The sequence below is a fragment of the Butyrivibrio sp. INlla16 genome (assembly GCF_900104155.1).
Taxonomy (GTDB): domain Bacteria; phylum Bacillota; class Clostridia; order Lachnospirales; family Lachnospiraceae; genus Butyrivibrio.
In genome coordinates, this window is the sequence record NZ_FMYB01000018.1 from 51,764 (window position 1) to 69,867 (window position 18,104).

Genomic DNA, 18,104 nt, shown 5'->3' on the forward strand with positions numbered 1-18,104 from the left:
TCAGAAAATCAGCTTACCTTCCAGGTCTTAACATATCCAATGCTCTTGTTTTTGAAGACTTTAATTGTCTTTACCTTAAATTTCTTTGCATCACCCTTGCTCATCTTCACCTTAACCTTAGCCTTCTTATTGATTTTGAAAAATGCCTTTTTCCCAACCTTGGACTTCTTGGTGAGATAAGTTGACTTAACTTTAATGTTCTTTAATCCTGAGCAGTTGTAATAAGCCTTGGCACCGATCTTCTTAACCTTCTTACCGATTGTAAGTGATTTAAGCTTGGCACAATCTGAAAATGCCGAAGCACCGATTTCTTCAACATTATCGGTAAGATCTGCAGTGGTAAGCGCTGCGCAGCCTGCAAAAGCATTAGCTCCGATTTTCTTTACTCCGCTTCCAATCTTGACTGACTCAAGATTTTTGCAGTCCTTACAAGCACCGGCTCCGATTTCTTCTACGCTGTCACTGATAACAATTCCGGTGATATTATCTTTTCCACCAAAGTTAGCAAATGCACCTTCACCTATACCGGTTACTTTATATTCTTTTTTGTCAGCAAGAGTAACGGTAGCCTTAACCGTCTCTGTTCCGCTGGCATTTTCAGCAGGCTTCTCGTAGGTTACTGAACGATTATCTTCATCTGTAGAAACTACTTTGTAGGTAGGGGATTCTTTGGGTGTCTTATCAGGTTCCTGGACTTCATCGCCGACTTTTATTCCATCGTCAACTTTTTCTTCAGTAGGTTCGGTAGCAACAATTTTTCCACCTTCTATTTTGCCACCTTTTATTATTATTTTATTTTGTTGCTGGGCATCACCTAATGATATTTCCGTACCTGCTATACGGAATGATCCAATTGTCAAATTAGAGCCTGCTGTTAATTCTATTGTTAGCGGCACGTCTGTTATTCCTAAATAATCTGTAGAATTATCTCCTATGACCTTTATTGTTTGTCCTGATACGGAAAATCCAAAATCACTAAACTGAGCATTTTTAATTGTTAATGTACTTGTACTTAAATCATACTCAATATGTTCAGCTCTTGTTCCTTCTTTTAGCTGTCCACTCCCAATATCAGCTGTTGCACCATTCACATTGCCTGTATTATCAATCATAAAAGCCTCGCCTACAGCCAATACCCTCATCGGCATAGCAACCATGCACATGCAGAGGGCCACAGCCAATGCCATTACACTACTTACTATTCGTTTTATAGCTTTTTTGTTACTTGTTGCTTCTTTCATCTTCCATCAACTCCTTTTCTGTGAAAAACATTCCTTCTGCATTAGACGCTAATCGTAACTTAGCAGCCAAAATCACGACACTTTCACATATTTAATTGTAAAAAAATGGGAATATACAAACAATGCATATTCCCTAAAGTATTTATTAACTTTTGGTTATTATATTATCCTTCAACAATAAGGTATCTGCCATCACCGATGTCAAACACTTCTGACGCTTCCATAACATCCCCATCACCGGGATCAAGGCCTGCTTCTTCAAAGTATTCTTCTACTTCCTCAGGTGAATCCACGACTACAGCCATGCAATCTTCAAGAAAGGCCTCTGCTTCTTCCGGAGACTCAGCCACATTTTCAGAAAAAAGCTGTCCCTGATTTTCCAAAAAACAATTTAAAACCGCATCATCATATTCGTGCATACATAGCTCGCTTTCCCACAGGTGATAATAAGTACCCGTGCTTAAAGTGGTTATATAATGTTTCTTGCTTTTAATTCCTGATAAAGCCTTGAGAGCGGAAGTCCCACCACGTTGTTATAATCACCCTCGATGCCTTCCACGAACTTTCCGAAAAGTCCCTGGATTCCGTAAGCTCCGGCCTTGTCGTAGGGCTCATCCGTATCAAGATAGGCTTCTATTTCATCCTCTGACATTGGGAACACTTTTACTTTTGTACATTCATAAAAAGTGAATTCCTTTTCATCGGAATTATCTCCGTATACAACGCTTACTCCGGTGTACACCTCATGCGTTGTTCCGGCGATGTCCGAGATCATCTGCCCGGCATCCTTCCTATCCTTTGGCTTACCAAGTATTTTCTCTTTATATGATACAACGGTATCTGAACCAATTACAACGACAGTGTCTTTATTATCTCTTAAAACTTTATGAAAAATCTCTTTAGCTTTTTGCTTCGAAAGAGAAGTAACAACTTCCGAAGGTACTTCGCTCGTTATGATTTCTTCACCCGTCGCGGGTATTATTTCAAAATTTATCCCCAGGGAGCCCAGAAGTTCTTTTCTTCTGGGGGACCCTGATGCAAGTATATATTTCATTTAACCCTCATCCGTCAGCTGCGCTGACACCTTCCCCCTTTTGGGGAAGGCATATTATAGTCCGTGGTCGTCCCTGTATTCCGGTTCGAAGACTCTGCTCTCTGTAATGTTCTTAGGCTTTCCAAGTTCGGTTGCCTCATTTCCGAAAAGCTTCTGGGAATTAAGGGGATCCGCTCCTCTCTTTGTTACCTTGATATATTCGCCCTTTTCATTCATGACATGAGCTTTAACATTGTCCCGAAGCTCGCAGTCGAGAATATGCCATAGTTTTTCCCGAAGTGCGGGATTTTCAACAGGGAACATAATCTCCACACGGCGCTCTAGGTTTCTTGGCATCCAGTCAGCACTTGATGCGTAGTACTCAGGACTTCCGCCGTTTTCAAAGTAGAATATACGGCTATGTTCAAGGAAGTTACCTACTATAGAGCGAACTCTTATATTATCACTGATACCGGGAATTCCGGTCCTAAGACAGCATATACCCCTCACAATAAGATCGATTTTTACTCCGGCATTGCTTGCTTCATAGAGTGCTGCGATAACATCCTTATGACATATTGAATTCATCTTAGCAACGATATGTGCAGGCTCACCGTTTCTGGCATGATCTGCTTCTCTTTTGATCAGATCAAGAATTCTGTCCTTAAGCCACAAAGGTGCCAGTGTCAGTTTGTTCCATACTACCGGCTCAGAATAACCGGAAAGCATGTTAAATACAGCGGTAGCATCTTCGCCGTAGGCTTCAGCGCAGGTAAACATACCGACGTCAGTGTACAGTTTTGCAGTTGAGTCATTATAGTTACCTGTTGCCAGGTGAACATAACGCCTGATACCGTCTTCTTCTTTTCTAACAACAAGTGTTATCTTACTATGGGTCTTCAGTCCCTTTAATCCATAAATAACGTGACAGCCTGCTTTCTCAAGCATCTTCGCCCAGACGATATTATTCTCTTCATCAAAACGGGCTTTAAGCTCAACCAGTACAGATACCTGTTTGCCGTTGTCAGCAGCTTTTGCAAGAGCAGCAATAATAGGTGAATTACCGCTTACTCTGTAAAGAGTCTGCTTAATGGCAAGAACCGCAGGGTCTGATGCTGCAGTTTCCACAAATCTTACTACCGGATCAAAGCTCTCGTAGGGATGGTGCATCAGAATATCACCCTCTCTTATGCACTCAAAGATATCCCTGTCAGCCGGAAGCTGAATAACCGGGGCAGGTGGATTATAGCCATGCTCTTTGAGATAGTCAAAGCCCTCTATGCCATACATCTTCATGAGGAAGGTCAGATCAAGCGGTCCGTCTACAGTATAGACCTCTCGCTGCTCAACCTTAAGCTCGTCAACAAGCAGCTTAAGAAGTCTCTTATCAAAGCCCTTCTCAATCTCAAGTCTTATCGCCTGTCCCCACTGGCGTCTTTTCAGCTGTTTCTCAATTTCCTTCAGAAGATCCTCTGCCTCATCCTCATCAATTGAAAGGTCTGCATTTCTTCCAACTCTGAAGGGATGACAGCACACAATATCGTAATTAAGGAAAAGCTTATGAATATTTCTCTCTATAATCTGCTCAAGGAGAATTATTTTTCTTACTCCGCTGATCTCGGGAATTTCCATTATTCTGGGCAGAACCGACGGAACCTGAACCATGGCGAATTCCATCTCATCATCATTGTCCTTACCTTTGACAAGCGCACCGATATTCAGTGTCTTATTTCTGATAAGCGGGAAGGGTCTCGACGAATCCACCGCCATCGGAGTAAGAACAGGATATACGAAATCATCAAAATATCTGTCTATATAGTCTGCTTCCTCAGGGGCAAGCTTTTTATAATCCTTTACAATTTCAACACCGTTTGCACTAAGCTCCGGCAATAACAGCCGGTTGTATATTTTGTACTGTTCAACAACAAAATCATGAACAGCATCGGTGACCTCATCCAACTGCTGCTTTGGTGACATTCCCGCTATATCCGGCTTCTTATAACCGGCATTTATCATATCCTTAAGGGAAGCCACACGGACCATGAAAAACTCGTCCAGATTGCTGGATGTAATACTAAGGAATTTCAGCTTTTCAAAGAGAGGTGTCGACTTATCCTTTGCCTCGGAAAGACATCTGCTGTTGAACGCAAGCCAGCTAAGCTCTCTGTTAATGTAGTACTCATCATTATAGAAATTAGGAATACCGCTTTCATTTGTAGTTGTATTTTTCTTTTTTGCTGCCATATTGTCCCTCATAAGCCCCTATGGGCAATCATCTGTAAAAAGTAACTGCTGTCTTATTCATCAAAAGCGTTTTTGTCGTATTACAGGTTTTATTCCGTATACCTGCTCAAAGAAGCTTCCCCTTGCTCCGAACAAACCTTTTTCAAGGGAAATATCAGCCATGGTATCAACCGTTATTTCAAGTTCCTTGTCCTTTACTGCAACTCTGACATTCTTAAATTTCTGTTTATGAGTTCTGTCAAGGCCGTTGGCTATTCTCAAAATAGCGGTGAGCTTAGCGATGGTAAGATACGCGTCGTGGTCTATTCCGTGGAATCTGTATCCTCCGCCCTTATAATATTCAAAGTCGTCATGATTAAACCTTACTACATTGGCAACTATCGATCTCTCCAAATGGGATATTCCGATAATCTCCGTAGACATTATTATGTTGTAGGAGCAGTCACCGAGATTAACCATGCTTATGTATTTTCCGCAGTCATGAAGGATTGTACAGATTTGCAATAACAAACGTTCTCTTTTTCCCAGTCCGTGAACCTTTTTCATGCTGTCAAAAATACTAAGTGCTATTGATTGAAGTGTCTCACTTCTCTGCTTACTTCCCATGTATCTTCGCGAAATATTCTGTGCGCATGCAACAATATCCTGCTCGAAATCATGAGAACTCTTGATATATTTTTTCCTCTCGGCATACTCGAAAGCGATACCGTCGCAGAGTGTCCCTCCGGGCGCCCAGATAGTCTCTGCCTTAAGCATCGCAACAATGTTACTCACAAGAAGTCCCGATACATACATGAGCATCAGATTATCCTGTGGAAGGCCAAGCTTTTTGGAAATATCAGTAAGAGATTTGTTGGCCAAAGTTCCCATATAATACACAAATTCCTTGGCCGATGCGTATCCTTTTTCCTCCATACCAAGGTTTATTCTTTGCAGAACAGGTGATACGTAATCGTCAATTAAAATAACATTCTCTATTTTTCTGTCTTTAAGATGCATCTTTGCAAAGACATTCAGCTGGGATTCAACGAGTTCCTGCACAAGCATCGGAAACTTGCTGTGACCGGGCTGAATCTGCTGCATGGTGGAATATAGACGAAGAACACCAAGCCGCAGCTGCTGAGTAGTCACAAGGGTATCATTCTCGAAAAGAGATATCTGGATACTACCTCCGCCGACATCAACAATAGCAGTTGGTTTTTCAAGGAATTTAAAAAATCGTTCGTTATTAAGAGCAACCGATTTATAATCAAGGAATCTCTGCTCGGAATTACTCAGAATATCTATTTCAAGCCCTGTGCGCTGTCTCAAAAGTTCCAGAACAGTATCAGTGTCCTTGGTCTCACGCATCGCGCTCGTTCCATAGGCCTGATAACGCGTAACTCCGTAGCCTTCCATGATCTTGTTGTAATCAGTAAGAATTCTGATAAGTTCATCCATGTGAGTAGCAGAAATCTGACCTGTCGCATATGTTTCCGTTCCCAGGTCGATTTTGTGGCTCACATGATCGATTTCCTTAACTCCCTTTTTCTGCGACATTTCAAATATTTTCATGTCCAAAGCGTAGGAGCCCATGTCTACTGCCGCAAATACATCTGTCGCCATAAATTACCCCCTGTTTTCAATTGCCCGATAAGATTCATTTACCCAATAGATAATCGATGAATTGCTGAGCGGTTCTGCCGGAGAGCCCACCGTGATTCATCTCCCACTTGCGTGCTTCTGCAATAAGCTCAGCCTCAGGCATATTGATTCCGTTCCGATCAGCCAGTACCCTGACAATCTCATCGTATTCTTTCATCTCGGGTGCTCCGAAATAAATAGTTACACCAAAACGATTAGCCAGTGACAGCTTTTCCTGAACTGTATCATTCCTGTGAAGGTCATCATCAAGTACAGCAGGCTTATCCTTGAAACTCTCCCTTATCAGGTGCCTTCTGTTGGAGGTTGCATAGATGAGCACGTTCTCGGGCTTCTTCTCCAGTCCTCCCTCGATGACAGCTTTCAGATACTTATAGTCAGTCTCGAATTCTTCAAAACTGAGATCATCCATATAAATAATAAATTTGTAATTACGTCCCTTTATCTGTGCAATAACATCATTCAAATCCTTGAATTGATGCTTATAGATTTCGATTATTCTAAGGCCCCTGTCGTAGTACTCATTGGCAATGGCTTTGATACTTGATGACTTTCCGGTGCCGGCATCTCCGTAAAGAAGACAGTTATTTGCCTTCTTCCCCGAAACAAAAGCCTCCGTGTTATCGATCAGTTTTTGTTTGGCAATCTCGTAGCCTACAAGATCCTTCAATTCCACATGTCTGATATTTCTGATCGGCTCTATGACAGCTCCGGCATCTTCATGTCTCACCCTGAATGCTTTATGAAGTCCGAATTTACCGACTCCGTAGTGTTTGTAGAATAATGTCAGTTCCTTAAGCATCTCCTCTGCATTGGAGCATCTGGCAAGATCAACTGCAAGTTCACATATTCTGTCCCTTACTCTGGTATTGAACACTTTACTCTCAGCATTCCCCACCTCATAGGTGAATAAAGAGTTAAACTCAGGCACATGAAGTCTTTCTGTCATATCCGAAAAATCGATATCAAACCATTTTTTAAAACAGGAAAGATCATGAAGAGCAAGTTCCTTTATCGTTCCTCCCATGTCTCCTCGCATCTCATCTGCCATGCTATATGCATTTTCATCTGAAACAAGAAGAAGTGCCAGAAAGGTATGCCAAAGATTCCCGTAAAAACCACGTCTTGCAGATTCTTCAATCAGAATACTCATCATGGAATGAATAAGCTCTTCCTGCTCTTCCTTAGAAAAATGAGCATCCGCAAGTTTTTTATCCGAAAGAATTACAAGATTGTCACGAAGATAAGTCTGCTGATCTGTCGCATTTCTAAATAGTATCAGCGAATTATTGTTTGAATTAAGCTCCCTGTAAGCGGGATCGGTCTCGGCATTTTCGTCTGTCACGCCGTTAGCTGAGAGCCTCTCATACTGCCTCTTACGACTTATCTCCATAATCTTTTCAAAGAGTTCTCCTGTAGGCTCCCTATTTTCATCACTCCCTACAAGTGACTTTACGTTCTCCAGTTTCAGGTTTTCCCTGTTCTTATCAAAAATGCTTTTTTTAGCCTGTATCTTGTAATCAGCTATCTTCTCGCTGACAGTCATTCTCTTTTCAAACAGAGCTATTAGCTGCGAATCAATTTGGTCTATGTCACTTCGAAGTTCATTTAAATCCATACCTAAAATCTCCTAATTTTGTTATTAGAATTGTACCATAATTTAAGGGAAAGTTAATGGTATTCATGCTAAAAATCGTGTTATACTTTATAAAATATAGTTTATAAAATTTGCATCGTGTTTTAGCCCTTATGAGGTGATCTTTTATGAAAAGCAGAACCTTTCTTATATTTTTTTCAATCTTTATCACAGCCATTACTGTAGGCTTGTTAATTTACTTTATTTCCAAACGTGTTCCTATGAATGATGAAAATGTCGTGGGCAATACTCCCGGCAATCTTTATAATGGCGGACTTTTCCTTGAGATGGACGGAAAGGTTTATTTTTCAAACCCTCTCGGAAATGACTGTCTCTACTCCATGAATCCGGATGAAACAGATGTTAAGCAGCTTACTTCCATGAATACAAGTCATATCGTAGGTGCAGGTAAATACATTTACTTTTACCTTGATTACTCCAAGAAAAATGTATCAAACAGCAAGCTGAAAGGACTTGGAAATGTATCCGTTTTCTATGGCTTATATCGAAGCCAGCTTGACGGTGAAAAGCAGGAGGTTCTTGACAGAGAATATATCTCCTCCGTTCAGCTTGTAGGTAGTTATCTCTACTATAACGTTGACAACGGTAATAAGGCAGGACTGAATAAAATAAGAATTGATGAGCGAAACCAGAGCCTTGTTACAGCTGAAAAGCTTGACCCCTCATGCGCCCTCGACGGAAAAATCTATTACAGCGGTGTTGATCTTGATCACGATCTTCACGTTATGGACACTCTTTCAGAAGATACTTCCAGCATTCTTCTGAGTGGTAATATCTGGCAGCCCATTGTTCAGAATGGTTTTGTTTATTACATCGATGCTGCTCATCATTACAGGCTCTGCCGCACAAATCTCTCCAGCGGCGAAACCAGTGTACTTACCGACTCCAGAGTGGATTTTTACAACATGAACGAATTCAATATCTTCTACGCCACTTCAGAACCCGGCAATCAGACTTTAAGAGTCATGAAGCTTGACGGCTCTAACAATGCCGTAATCGCTGAAGGTATTTTCCACGCACTCAGTCTCACCTCGAAGTATCTGTATTTCAAGCCATTTGATGTTGAGAATGTAATGTATCACGTTCCTGTTGACGGCTCCGACGTTGTCAGCACATTCCTTCCTCTGAACAAGTAAAAATGGTCTAGACAACTTGGCACAAACATATATAATTGATTAAAGAAAAAAACTAATCAGTTTTATATGGGAGTGCAGAATCTATGATGAACAATCTAAGACACATGATGCGACCGCTTGATTTCACTGTAGAAGAGCTTGAAGAATTATTTGACACAGCCGGTGATATCGAGCGCAACATGAGCGCCTATGCGCACAAATGCGACGGTAATATCCTCGCAACCTGTTTCTACGAACCCAGTACCAGAACAAGACTCAGTTTCGAGACCGCAATGCTCAGACTCGGCGGTCAGATAATCGGTTTTGCCGATGCCTCCAGTTCATCCGTTTCAAAAGGCGAAAGTGTCGCCGATACTATCCGTGTTATTTCCAGTTTTGCCGATATATGTGCCATGCGTCATCCCAAGGAGGGGGCTCCGATGGTAGCTGCGGCGAATTCCATTATTCCTGTTATTAATGCCGGCGACGGCGGTCATCACCACCCTACCCAAACTCTTACAGATCTGCTAACAATTCGTTCCTTACACGGAACTCTTTCAGGTTTCACTATTGGTCTCTGCGGCGATCTTAAATTCGGCAGAACCGTCCATTCTCTTATAAATGCACTTGTTCGTTACAGGGATATCCATTTTATTTTCATCTCTCCTAACGAACTTCGTGTTCCGGATTACATCACAGACATGTTAAAGGAAAACAACATAACGTATGAAGAAGTAATAAAGCTTGAAGACGTAATGCCAAGACTGGATCTGTTATACATGACCAGAGTGCAGAAAGAGCGTTTCTTCAATGAAGAGGACTACATTCGCCTGCGTGACTTCTACATACTCAATGAGGAAAAAATGGAGTTAGCAAAAAAGGATATGCATATCCTCCATCCGCTTCCCAGAGTAAACGAGATTTCAGTTGAAGTGGACAAGGATCCGAGAGCTGCATATTTCAAGCAGGTTCAATATGGATTGTATGTGAGAATGGCTTTGATACTGACGCTCCTTGATAAGACCGATGCACATATGAATCATGGATTGTTAAGGGAATGGTAATTTAGAAAGGATACAATATGCTTAATGTAGGAAAAATCGAAGAAGGTTTCGTTTTAGATCATATAAAAGCCGGACGCAGCATGCAGATTTATCATCATCTGGGACTCGACAGACTGGACTGCACCGTTGCCATCATAAAAAATGCAAGAAGCAATGTTATGGGCAAGAAGGATATTCTGAAGGTCGAGTGTGATATTGATACTCTGGATCTTGCGGTTCTGGCTTTCATCGACCATAACATAACCGTAAATGTAATTAAAGAAGGTGAGATTGTTGAAAAGAGAGCCCTTTTCCTTCCTCACGAGATAAAGAATGTAATAAAGTGTCACAATCCCAGATGCATCTCTTCAATCGAGCAGGAGCTTCCGCATATCTTCTACCTGGCTGATGAAGAAAAAGAAATATATCGCTGTAAATACTGCGATGAGAAATATACAGAAAGCGCTAAGAGCTGATTGCTCTTAGCGCCTTTTTTATAATCTCAGTTACCGCATTCAACACTGATTTCATTGAACAAATGCATTATTTCTTCAGGCTTCATCTTTTTCTTGTCTTCACCTGATTTATCAAGAATTATTGATCCTTCATGCATCATCAGAAGTCTGTCACCATACTCCGTAGCATATCGAAGGTTATGAGTAACCATAATGGTTGTAACCTTTTTCTCTCTGACAATTTTATCCGTAAGTTCCATAATGATATCCGCCGTTTTAGGATCGAGCGCAGCAGTGTGCTCGTCCAAAATAAGAAACTCAAGCGGTGTCATCGTACTCATAAGAAGCGCCACAGCCTGGCGCTGACCACCTGAAAGAGAACCAACCTTTGTATACAGTTTATCCTCCAGGCCAAGTCCCAAGCTTTTCAGAAGATCTCTGTAGTAATCCTTGCGCTTATGATTAACGCCTGCCTGTAGTCCGAAAATCTTGCCCTTATTATCAGCGATGGACATATTCTCCAGAATATTCATGGACGGACATGTTCCCTTTGATGGATCCTGGTAAACTCTGCCTATTGTTCTATGTCTCTGATAGTCACGCTCATTGGTGATATTTTCACCATTGACAAGTATTTCTCCTCTATCGGCCTGAATTGATCCGCAGATAATATTGAGCATTGAGGTCTTGCCTGAACCATTACTTCCAACTACAGCAACAAACTGTCCATCCGGAACTATCAGATTGAAGTCATCAAAGAGGCACATCTCATTGACAGTGCCGGGATTGTAATTTTTATAAATTGATTTCAGTTCCAGCATATCAGGCCTCCACTTTCCGCTTCTTGTCTCTGGTGATAATGAGAATCACAAGGAACAATACAGCTGTGATGAGCTTTAAGTCTGTCGATTGAAGACCACATTTAATGGCAATCGCTACGCAGGCCTTATATACTACGGCACCGATAACAACACTCGTTGTAATTTTGAAAAATGACACTTTCTTTAAAATAGCTGTTCCTATGATAACACTGGCAAGACCTATTACAGCTGTACCGGTTCCCATGGATACATCAAAGTATCTCTGCTGCTGAGCATAGATGGAACCCGAAAGAGCAACAAGGCCATTGGCAATAGCAAGGCCGATGATTCTGACCTTTCCCCTGTCTACACCCATTGATGTAACAAGAACATCGTTATCTCCGACAGCCTGAAGCATAAGTCCTGACCTTGTTTTAAGATACCAGTCGAGGATAAATTTCACTATTATTGTGATGACAAAAAGAATAATCACCGACTGAAAACCCGCAAGCCCGGGAATCATCCCAAACAAAGAGTTCATAAGCTTGTTATCAAAAATTGTGTAGTAATCATACATGGGAAGGTTTGCTTTTCCTGCAATTCTAAGATTCACGGAATACAAACCGGTCATCATGATAATTCCGGCAAGAAGATCCCTTACCTTAAACACCACATGAATTATGCCTGTGCAGACTCCTATAAGGCAGCCTGCCGCAAAACATATCGGTAAAGTAAGTATCGGCCGGACCCCGGCTCTTATCATAACAACAGCAAGGCAGATTCCAAAAGGGAATCCGCCATCTACTGTCATGTCAGGAAAATCCAATATTTTATACGTAATATACATTCCCAGAGCCATGATTGCGTAACACAAGCCTTGCTCCAGCACACTTATCAGAAGTGCCATAGTTACTCCTATCCGCTTATAAATTAATTTGCAGCGATGTTATCGTAAACCTCAGCTGCGCCTGAAACAAAGCTGTCATCAAGAGTCATTCCGATTTCTTCAGCTGCCTTAGTATTAACGTAAAGGCTGGGCTCACTAATTACTTCGAAAGGCATCTCGGAAGCTTCGCTCTCGCCCTTAAGAACCTTGGCTGCCATCTCTCCTGTCTGGATTCCGAGCTTTACGTAATCAAGCCCCATAGCTGCAACGCAGCCAACCTTAACCTGCTCAACCTCTGAACCGAATACAGGAATCTTCTGCTCCTTAGCATAGCTAAGTACTGTCTGAAGACCTGAAACAACTGTGTTATCAGTAAGGTTATTGATGCAGTCAACCTTGGTTACAAGATCTGCAGCTGCCATATCGAGATCAGCAAGAGTATTGATACCGCTGTCTACGATTTCAAAGCCATACTCCTCTGCATGCTCCTTGTACTGAGCAATTGTACTCTCGGAGTTAGTCTCACTTGTTGTATAAAGAATACCGATTTTCTTAGCATCGGGAAGCATCTTTCTGATCATATCAAGCTGCTCTGTAACAGCAAGTGCATCAGATGTTCCTGTTATATTTCCTACAGGTGTTCCATCCTCTTTTGCAAGCTCTGCAGCAACAGGATCGGAAACAGCTGAATAGATAACAGGTACAGTTGTGCCAAGTGCAGAGTTATATGCACTCATTGCACTGGGTGTGGCAATACCGCAAATAAGATCAACACCGTCTGCAACAAAAGCATCGGAAATCTGGCTTGCAGTACCTGTATCAGCCTGAGCGTTCTGGAAATGAACCGTAAGATTCTCACCTTCTACAATTCCTTCATTTGCAAGTCCCTGAAGGAATCCTTCGCGGCAATTGTCAAGTGAACCGTGCTCAGCGAACTGTGAGATACCGATTACATATTCATCCTTAGATTCCTCGGTAGCTTCTTCATCCTCAGTCTCTGCAGCATCTTCTGAAGTCTCAGCCTCTGCTTCTTCAGCTGCATCAGAAGACTCTTCTGTAGCCTCTTCTGTAGCTTCCCCAGCTTCAGTGCTCGCTGCCTCTTCACTGGAAGCAGCTTCTGTACTCTGAGCCTCACCTGCGTCATCCGCTGTTTTGCGGTTGTCACCGCAACCTGTGATGGTCATCGCCATCATCGATGCAGCCAAAATAGCTGCCAGCATTTTCTTTTTCATAATCTCCTCCTATCAGTGCCCTAGGCACTTCACTACTGTAAATTAACACAGCAAGTAACTTTATTATCATACAACAAAAAGCCCCGTGACGCAATGTCACGGGGCTTCGCAAAAATCTTAGTATCCGAACTCTTGTGCCCAGTACCAGTTTCCGTTGTCTGCCTGATATACAGCTATTCCGACTGACTTGAAACCTGACTCCATAATGTTGGCTGCGTGTGTAGGTGATGCCATCCATGCAGCTACAACTGAATCACCTGTGTTGTAAAGCTTTGCAAGATTCTCACCGTACATGATGCTGCTGTTTACTGTGTACCACGCATCACCGTTAGGTCTGTTATGTGAAAATGTACCAACGATCTCCTGTGCTCTTACAAGTGCTGCCTGAGTAAGTGCATCACTCCATGAAAGAGCGCCAAGTCCTGCAGCTGTACGCTTCTGATTTACAAGACCGAATGCTGCCTGAGCTGCTGCCATAGCGCCTTCGCTTGTAGGTGCCTCACCGGCAAGGGCGATAGCCTCATCGTCGATATAAATATTCTCAGTGTCCTCGTTAATCCCTCTGAGAGCTGCTACGTCATCAATTGTTGCCACCTTCTCTGCTCCACATGCCATAACGTTGAGTGAGATAACAACTGCAACCATAGTAGCTATTACGCGTCTGAACTTCTTCATAACTGATTCCTTCCATAAACAAAAACTAAAAATGTTTATCAATTACTTACAAGACAATAATACCATGAATATCACATTTGTCAATGGATAAATCAAATAAAATTACATTTATGATTGAGGTTTTTATTATTTTCTTTCAAACGTGCTATTTTAGGGTATTAGGATAATATTTCCAGGCCAAAAGTTTCCTACCATAATATGATTACTGTTTTTTGAACTTGAAAATCGCTTTTGATCCACCGGCTTTTTTTATCAGTTTAACCAGTCTGGTAAATTTCTTCTTTGTCGATACATAAATTGTTATCTTTGCGCCTTTTTTTATTCCCTTGAAAGCACCACTGCCCACCTTTAACAGATTATTTCCTTTTATCTTAATCACTGAAAGATTCGAACAGTTTTTGAATGCCCCCTTTCCGATCGTTCTAATCGTTTCCGGGATGATAACCTTTTTCAGCTTTTTATACCCCTTGCATGCACCATCTTCTATTTCTGTTACCGTATACATGCAGCCATTTTCATCTGTCACTGTGGAAGGAATCGTTATAGACGAAGCTTTTTTATTATTGCCTGATTTAAAAGTCACTTCAGTATTTTTATCAGGAGTTATCTCAAATACTCCTTTTTCCGTATCTATGGGTGCAACTGTATCAACCTGTTTATCCGCTACCTCTTCAGGTGCATCCACTTTTTCAGGCTCGGGTAATGGAACTGTTATCTTACACTGAGCCGTATGGCCTCCATCAGCGGAAGTAACCGTAATAATCGCTTCACCCGGGGCAATGGCTCGCAGTATGTGCTCATCCACTTCTATGCAATCATAATTACTTGATTTAACTACATAATCCTTCACTGTAGCATTTGCAGGTATTATCTGCACATCAGCAACGATGCTTTGTCCTATCTGCATCTCCATCTCTGACTGAGATAATGAGATACCGGTAACCGCCACATATTGTTCATCTCGTATTAATGAATTCACATCAGTCTGTGACAGGTAATCATATGTATAATGCGTGCCGTAAGCCTTGGGCATTCTGAAACCGACAAAAGCTGATGAGCTGTTCCTTAGATGAGCCTTGGAACTGTCACCCACCCCCTTCTCATACTCTGCCGTTGTCCTGTTGAACCAGTCATGTCTGAGTTCACCTTCAGTTGAAATAGCCCAGGTAGTGTCCACCTCGTACCATGATCCGTCAAGTCTCACTATGTTCCAGGCATGACCGCCCCCCGCATATCCGGCGATAATCATGGATTCAATCCCAAGTCTTTTCAAAATCAGTTCATATCCGGCTGAATATCCATCGCACACTGCAAGATGGTTAACGAGTGATCCATATGCCGTGTGTGATAGGTTATAATATCCTGCTGTTGACCTGTCTCCGGCGCAGGCATGATCATATTGAAGATTTCCTACATAATAATCATGAACATTTAATTCAGTAAGTGCATCCCACGTCTGATTAACACAATTGTTACTAGGGTTTTTCAGATCACTGATCCACTTATTAAGCGCAGTTGTAATCTGGCTATCGATATTTTCAAAAGCTGTTTCGTCATAATTTGCGGTGATCACAATATAACTGTTAAAATTACCGGATTCATATTTTGACCAATAATAGGACGTATGACACATATAGAATTCAACTTTTTCCGGATGATCAAAATAGAGAGCCTCCTGTGCCCTGTTCAGCACATTTTCGTATTCTTTAGTGCTAAGGTCATACGCATTCTGGAAGGTTGAACTGCCTGAGTAAACAAGTGTCTTATAGGTATTAAGGCAATCCCATGTATAAGTATTTGTTCTTTGTGAATAAGGAATGAAATTGTCAGAAACAATAGATCTGTATAAAACTGAATAGATAGCTTTCTCTGCAGGCGACAGATACCTATAATGCTCACCGGTTTCAATCGGAGCAGCATTCAAAGCATCCCCAAGAATAAGTGTATTTCCGACCAGAGCGTCTTCTTTAGGCGCAGAATTCTCCAAAGGGTCATCATCAGGAATCAACTCAGTTATAGCCGGAGGTTCATGCATATCCCCGGTCGGATATGTAGCGGCGGCTCTGACATCCGCCTTAAAAATCGGCGTCACCACTATTAATGGTAACACAAAAAGAGCCACAGATATGGCCAGTGCTTTCACACTATTCGTTTTTGAACTCATAACAAACTAAATCCCCGCACTCAACTTAAATCTCATAAGAAAAAAGTATATTTTTACATATACTATAGGTCATATTATACCATTATTTCGAACTTTTTTGTTTCATATATTATTATTTTCAGGTAGGACAGATCAGCGCCCCTTTGCAGCTTTATGTGAGGCCAACTCGTCGATGAGGTTCCAGCTGATCTCTACCATCTGTTTTTCGAAATCATTTAATTTATCAAAAGTCTTAAGAAGATTGTTTTCTCTGGTGTCATCATTTGTTTTTTCTGCATAAGAATAGTTATGCAATAAATAGAAACGACAGGTGCGCTCATGTTCAAGCTTGTTCAAAACAGTCTTCTGTTCATCGGACATATCATTTCTTGCCGCAGAAGCCTTCCGCAACGTTGCAGAAGGAATGTCATCGAAGGGCTGGCAGGGAGCCTCATCTCCAAGAAGCATATGCACCTTAAGGCTTATATGGTCGGTTGTAATATAGTTCATGTCCTTAATAAGACTGTCTAAATCTTCCCATAACGGGATAGCGCCGCCTAAATAGAAGCGCATCATTTCATGACGGCAAAGTGCCATATCAGTCAGAGTATTGTGCAATACAAAGGCAGGGGTAAGGATATCTCTGGTTTGTCCAAAAGGAGTAGCAATACTTCTGACATTACTGTTATAAATATATATTTCACCACTGAAGGCAAAAAATTTCTGAAGGGTCTGAAGAACGGCGATATTATCCTTTTCAGAGTCGTCGCAAAGAATGATGCGATCGGCTTTTGCCAGGAGCTTTTCATCAGTGTTCCAATGGCTGTCATGGAAAATTATGCTGTCTCTTTCATCGGATTGTTCGTTAATACTTACTATATCACTGAGTTTTTTACGGTTCCTGCAGTATTCATCTGAATTTCCGAATACATGATAGTGTATGCTCTGGTCCTCGTATAAGACATTTAATTCAAGCGCACGATCAAGAAGTACCGAGCCTGCAGCACCAAAACCGATAAGAAGAATAGTTTCGTTTTTCTTTTTTACAGGGTATTGCTGCCAGAATAATCTGGCAGTACAGTCAGTTAGCGAGAAGAAACTGATATTCATAGGATGATGGGCCGGTGTAAAATTGGCCAGACATACGATAGGGGCACCCGTATCGGACAGCGTTATGGCGTCCAGGAAATTTTCCATCTCGTTATCCTTTAAACACATAATATGAGCATCATAAAGGGATCCTCTACGTTCAAGGAGTTCTGCGGCAGACCATTGAACGGAAATTGCCTTTGAGCCTTTTCCGTCATCCTGGCAGCCGGAATAGATAATAACAGCGTCAGGACGTACAGCTTTTATGTTTTCAGCAAAAATCATTGAGTATTGGGATTTATCGGTAAAAATATACCAGGGCTTAGCCGTATGAATTGATAGGAGGATAATAGGCTTGATGCGGGAGACAAATTCCATCATAAATCCCACAAAGAAACCGAGCAGACCGATACCTAAGATAACAAATACGGACGCTATCAGGCGGCCTGCGGGAGTAACAGGATAGAAATCACCATATCCGATAGTGGTGAGCGTAACCAGGGAGTACCAAAAGGCCTCTCCAATGTTATGAATCGTGGCGGAAGGATCTCTTCTCTCGATTTCCACCAGCAAAAAAAGCAGTGCCAGGTAAGCGGCAATAAACCCCAGAAGAATTCTGATATAACGGCGAATCATGAAAAACATGCGCCTGAAAACAGAACCGCCGGAACCTTTGTTTACTGCATGAGTAAGTTTTAAATCATTTATTCTGTCTTTGAATGACTTTTTATTATTCATAGTAATCCTCTATGAAATACTATCAAAGCGGAATCAATGTTTCTTATTTTACTTTACTCTGTGACGTCTATTATTGCAATAATTTGCTTCTTTGATTCAAATCAGCTGTGAT

The 18,104-nt window shown here is 41.6% G+C and carries 15 protein-coding genes; 3 read left to right on the plus strand and 12 right to left on the minus strand.

Annotation, left to right across the window (positions count from 1 at the left end):
- Positions 1–8: 8 nt before the first annotated feature.
- The 6 genes from BLR42_RS10150 to BLR42_RS10175 all read right to left on the minus strand — a co-directional run bounded on the left by BLR42_RS10150 (position 9) and on the right by BLR42_RS10175 (position 7,777).
- Positions 9–1,241 carry a leucine-rich repeat domain-containing protein gene (locus BLR42_RS10150; RefSeq protein ID WP_091868733.1) on the minus strand — a complete coding sequence of 411 codons (1,233 nt, stop codon included), beginning with the start codon at positions 1,239–1,241 and terminating at the stop codon, positions 9–11.
- A 164-nt stretch (positions 1,242–1,405) separates the two neighbouring features.
- On the minus strand, positions 1,406–1,660 hold the full coding sequence (locus BLR42_RS10155; protein ID WP_022761511.1) for a hypothetical protein: 255 nt from the start codon (positions 1,658–1,660) through the stop codon (positions 1,406–1,408).
- A gap of 50 nt (positions 1,661–1,710) precedes the next feature.
- On the minus strand, positions 1,711–2,295 hold the full coding sequence (locus BLR42_RS10160) for a Maf family protein (protein WP_091868735.1): 585 nt from the start codon (positions 2,293–2,295) through the stop codon (positions 1,711–1,713).
- A 54-nt stretch (positions 2,296–2,349) separates the two neighbouring features.
- Positions 2,350–4,518, minus strand: coding sequence for an RNA degradosome polyphosphate kinase (locus BLR42_RS10165; RefSeq protein ID WP_170832715.1), 2,169 nt, complete (start codon positions 4,516–4,518; stop codon positions 2,350–2,352).
- Between the two features lie 60 nt (positions 4,519–4,578).
- Positions 4,579–6,123: a Ppx/GppA phosphatase family protein gene (locus BLR42_RS10170; protein ID WP_091868739.1), complete on the minus strand. Its 1,545-nt coding sequence runs from the start codon at positions 6,121–6,123 to the stop codon at positions 4,579–4,581.
- A gap of 34 nt (positions 6,124–6,157) precedes the next feature.
- Positions 6,158–7,777, minus strand: coding sequence for a DUF815 domain-containing protein (locus BLR42_RS10175; RefSeq protein ID WP_170832716.1), 1,620 nt, complete (start codon positions 7,775–7,777; stop codon positions 6,158–6,160).
- A 146-nt stretch (positions 7,778–7,923) separates the two neighbouring features.
- On the opposite strand from BLR42_RS10175, the gene BLR42_RS10180 reads away from it, so the two are divergent.
- From BLR42_RS10180 to BLR42_RS10190, 3 genes are all read left to right on the plus strand, one after another.
- A complete protein-coding gene (locus BLR42_RS10180; RefSeq protein ID WP_022761506.1) occupies positions 7,924–8,952 on the plus strand; it encodes a DUF5050 domain-containing protein in 1,029 nt (342 codons plus the stop codon).
- Positions 8,953–9,038: 86 nt separating this feature from the next.
- Positions 9,039–9,995: an aspartate carbamoyltransferase gene (pyrB, locus tag BLR42_RS10185; RefSeq protein WP_091868795.1), complete on the plus strand. Its 957-nt coding sequence runs from the start codon at positions 9,039–9,041 to the stop codon at positions 9,993–9,995.
- 17 nt (positions 9,996–10,012) lie between these two features.
- Entirely contained in the window at positions 10,013–10,450 is a 438-nt protein-coding gene (locus tag BLR42_RS10190) for an aspartate carbamoyltransferase regulatory subunit (RefSeq protein WP_022761504.1), read from the plus strand.
- A gap of 26 nt (positions 10,451–10,476) precedes the next feature.
- Here the strand turns inward: BLR42_RS10190 and BLR42_RS10195 are convergent, their stop codons facing one another.
- From BLR42_RS10195 to BLR42_RS10220, 6 genes are all read right to left on the minus strand, one after another.
- Complete coding sequence (locus tag BLR42_RS10195) at positions 10,477–11,250, minus strand: ABC transporter ATP-binding protein (protein ID WP_026497734.1); 774 nt, start codon at positions 11,248–11,250, stop codon at positions 10,477–10,479.
- Position 11,251: 1 nt separating this feature from the next.
- Positions 11,252–12,136 (minus strand): ABC transporter permease, encoded by an 885-nt coding sequence (locus BLR42_RS10200; protein WP_091868741.1) that lies wholly within the window; start codon positions 12,134–12,136, stop codon positions 11,252–11,254.
- A 23-nt stretch (positions 12,137–12,159) separates the two neighbouring features.
- The gene (locus BLR42_RS10205; RefSeq protein WP_170832717.1) at positions 12,160–13,347 is read right to left on the minus strand and encodes an ABC transporter substrate-binding protein; all 1,188 of its coding nucleotides are present in this window, start codon (positions 13,345–13,347) and stop codon (positions 12,160–12,162) included.
- Between the two features lie 117 nt (positions 13,348–13,464).
- Positions 13,465–14,022: a CAP domain-containing protein gene (locus BLR42_RS10210; RefSeq protein ID WP_091868743.1), complete on the minus strand. Its 558-nt coding sequence runs from the start codon at positions 14,020–14,022 to the stop codon at positions 13,465–13,467.
- Between the two features lie 202 nt (positions 14,023–14,224).
- On the minus strand, positions 14,225–16,186 hold the full coding sequence (locus tag BLR42_RS10215) for a leucine-rich repeat domain-containing protein (RefSeq protein ID WP_091868745.1): 1,962 nt from the start codon (positions 16,184–16,186) through the stop codon (positions 14,225–14,227).
- 132 nt (positions 16,187–16,318) lie between these two features.
- A complete protein-coding gene (locus tag BLR42_RS10220; RefSeq protein WP_207648533.1) occupies positions 16,319–17,992 on the minus strand; it encodes a potassium channel family protein in 1,674 nt (557 codons plus the stop codon).
- Positions 17,993–18,104 lie beyond the last annotated feature (112 nt).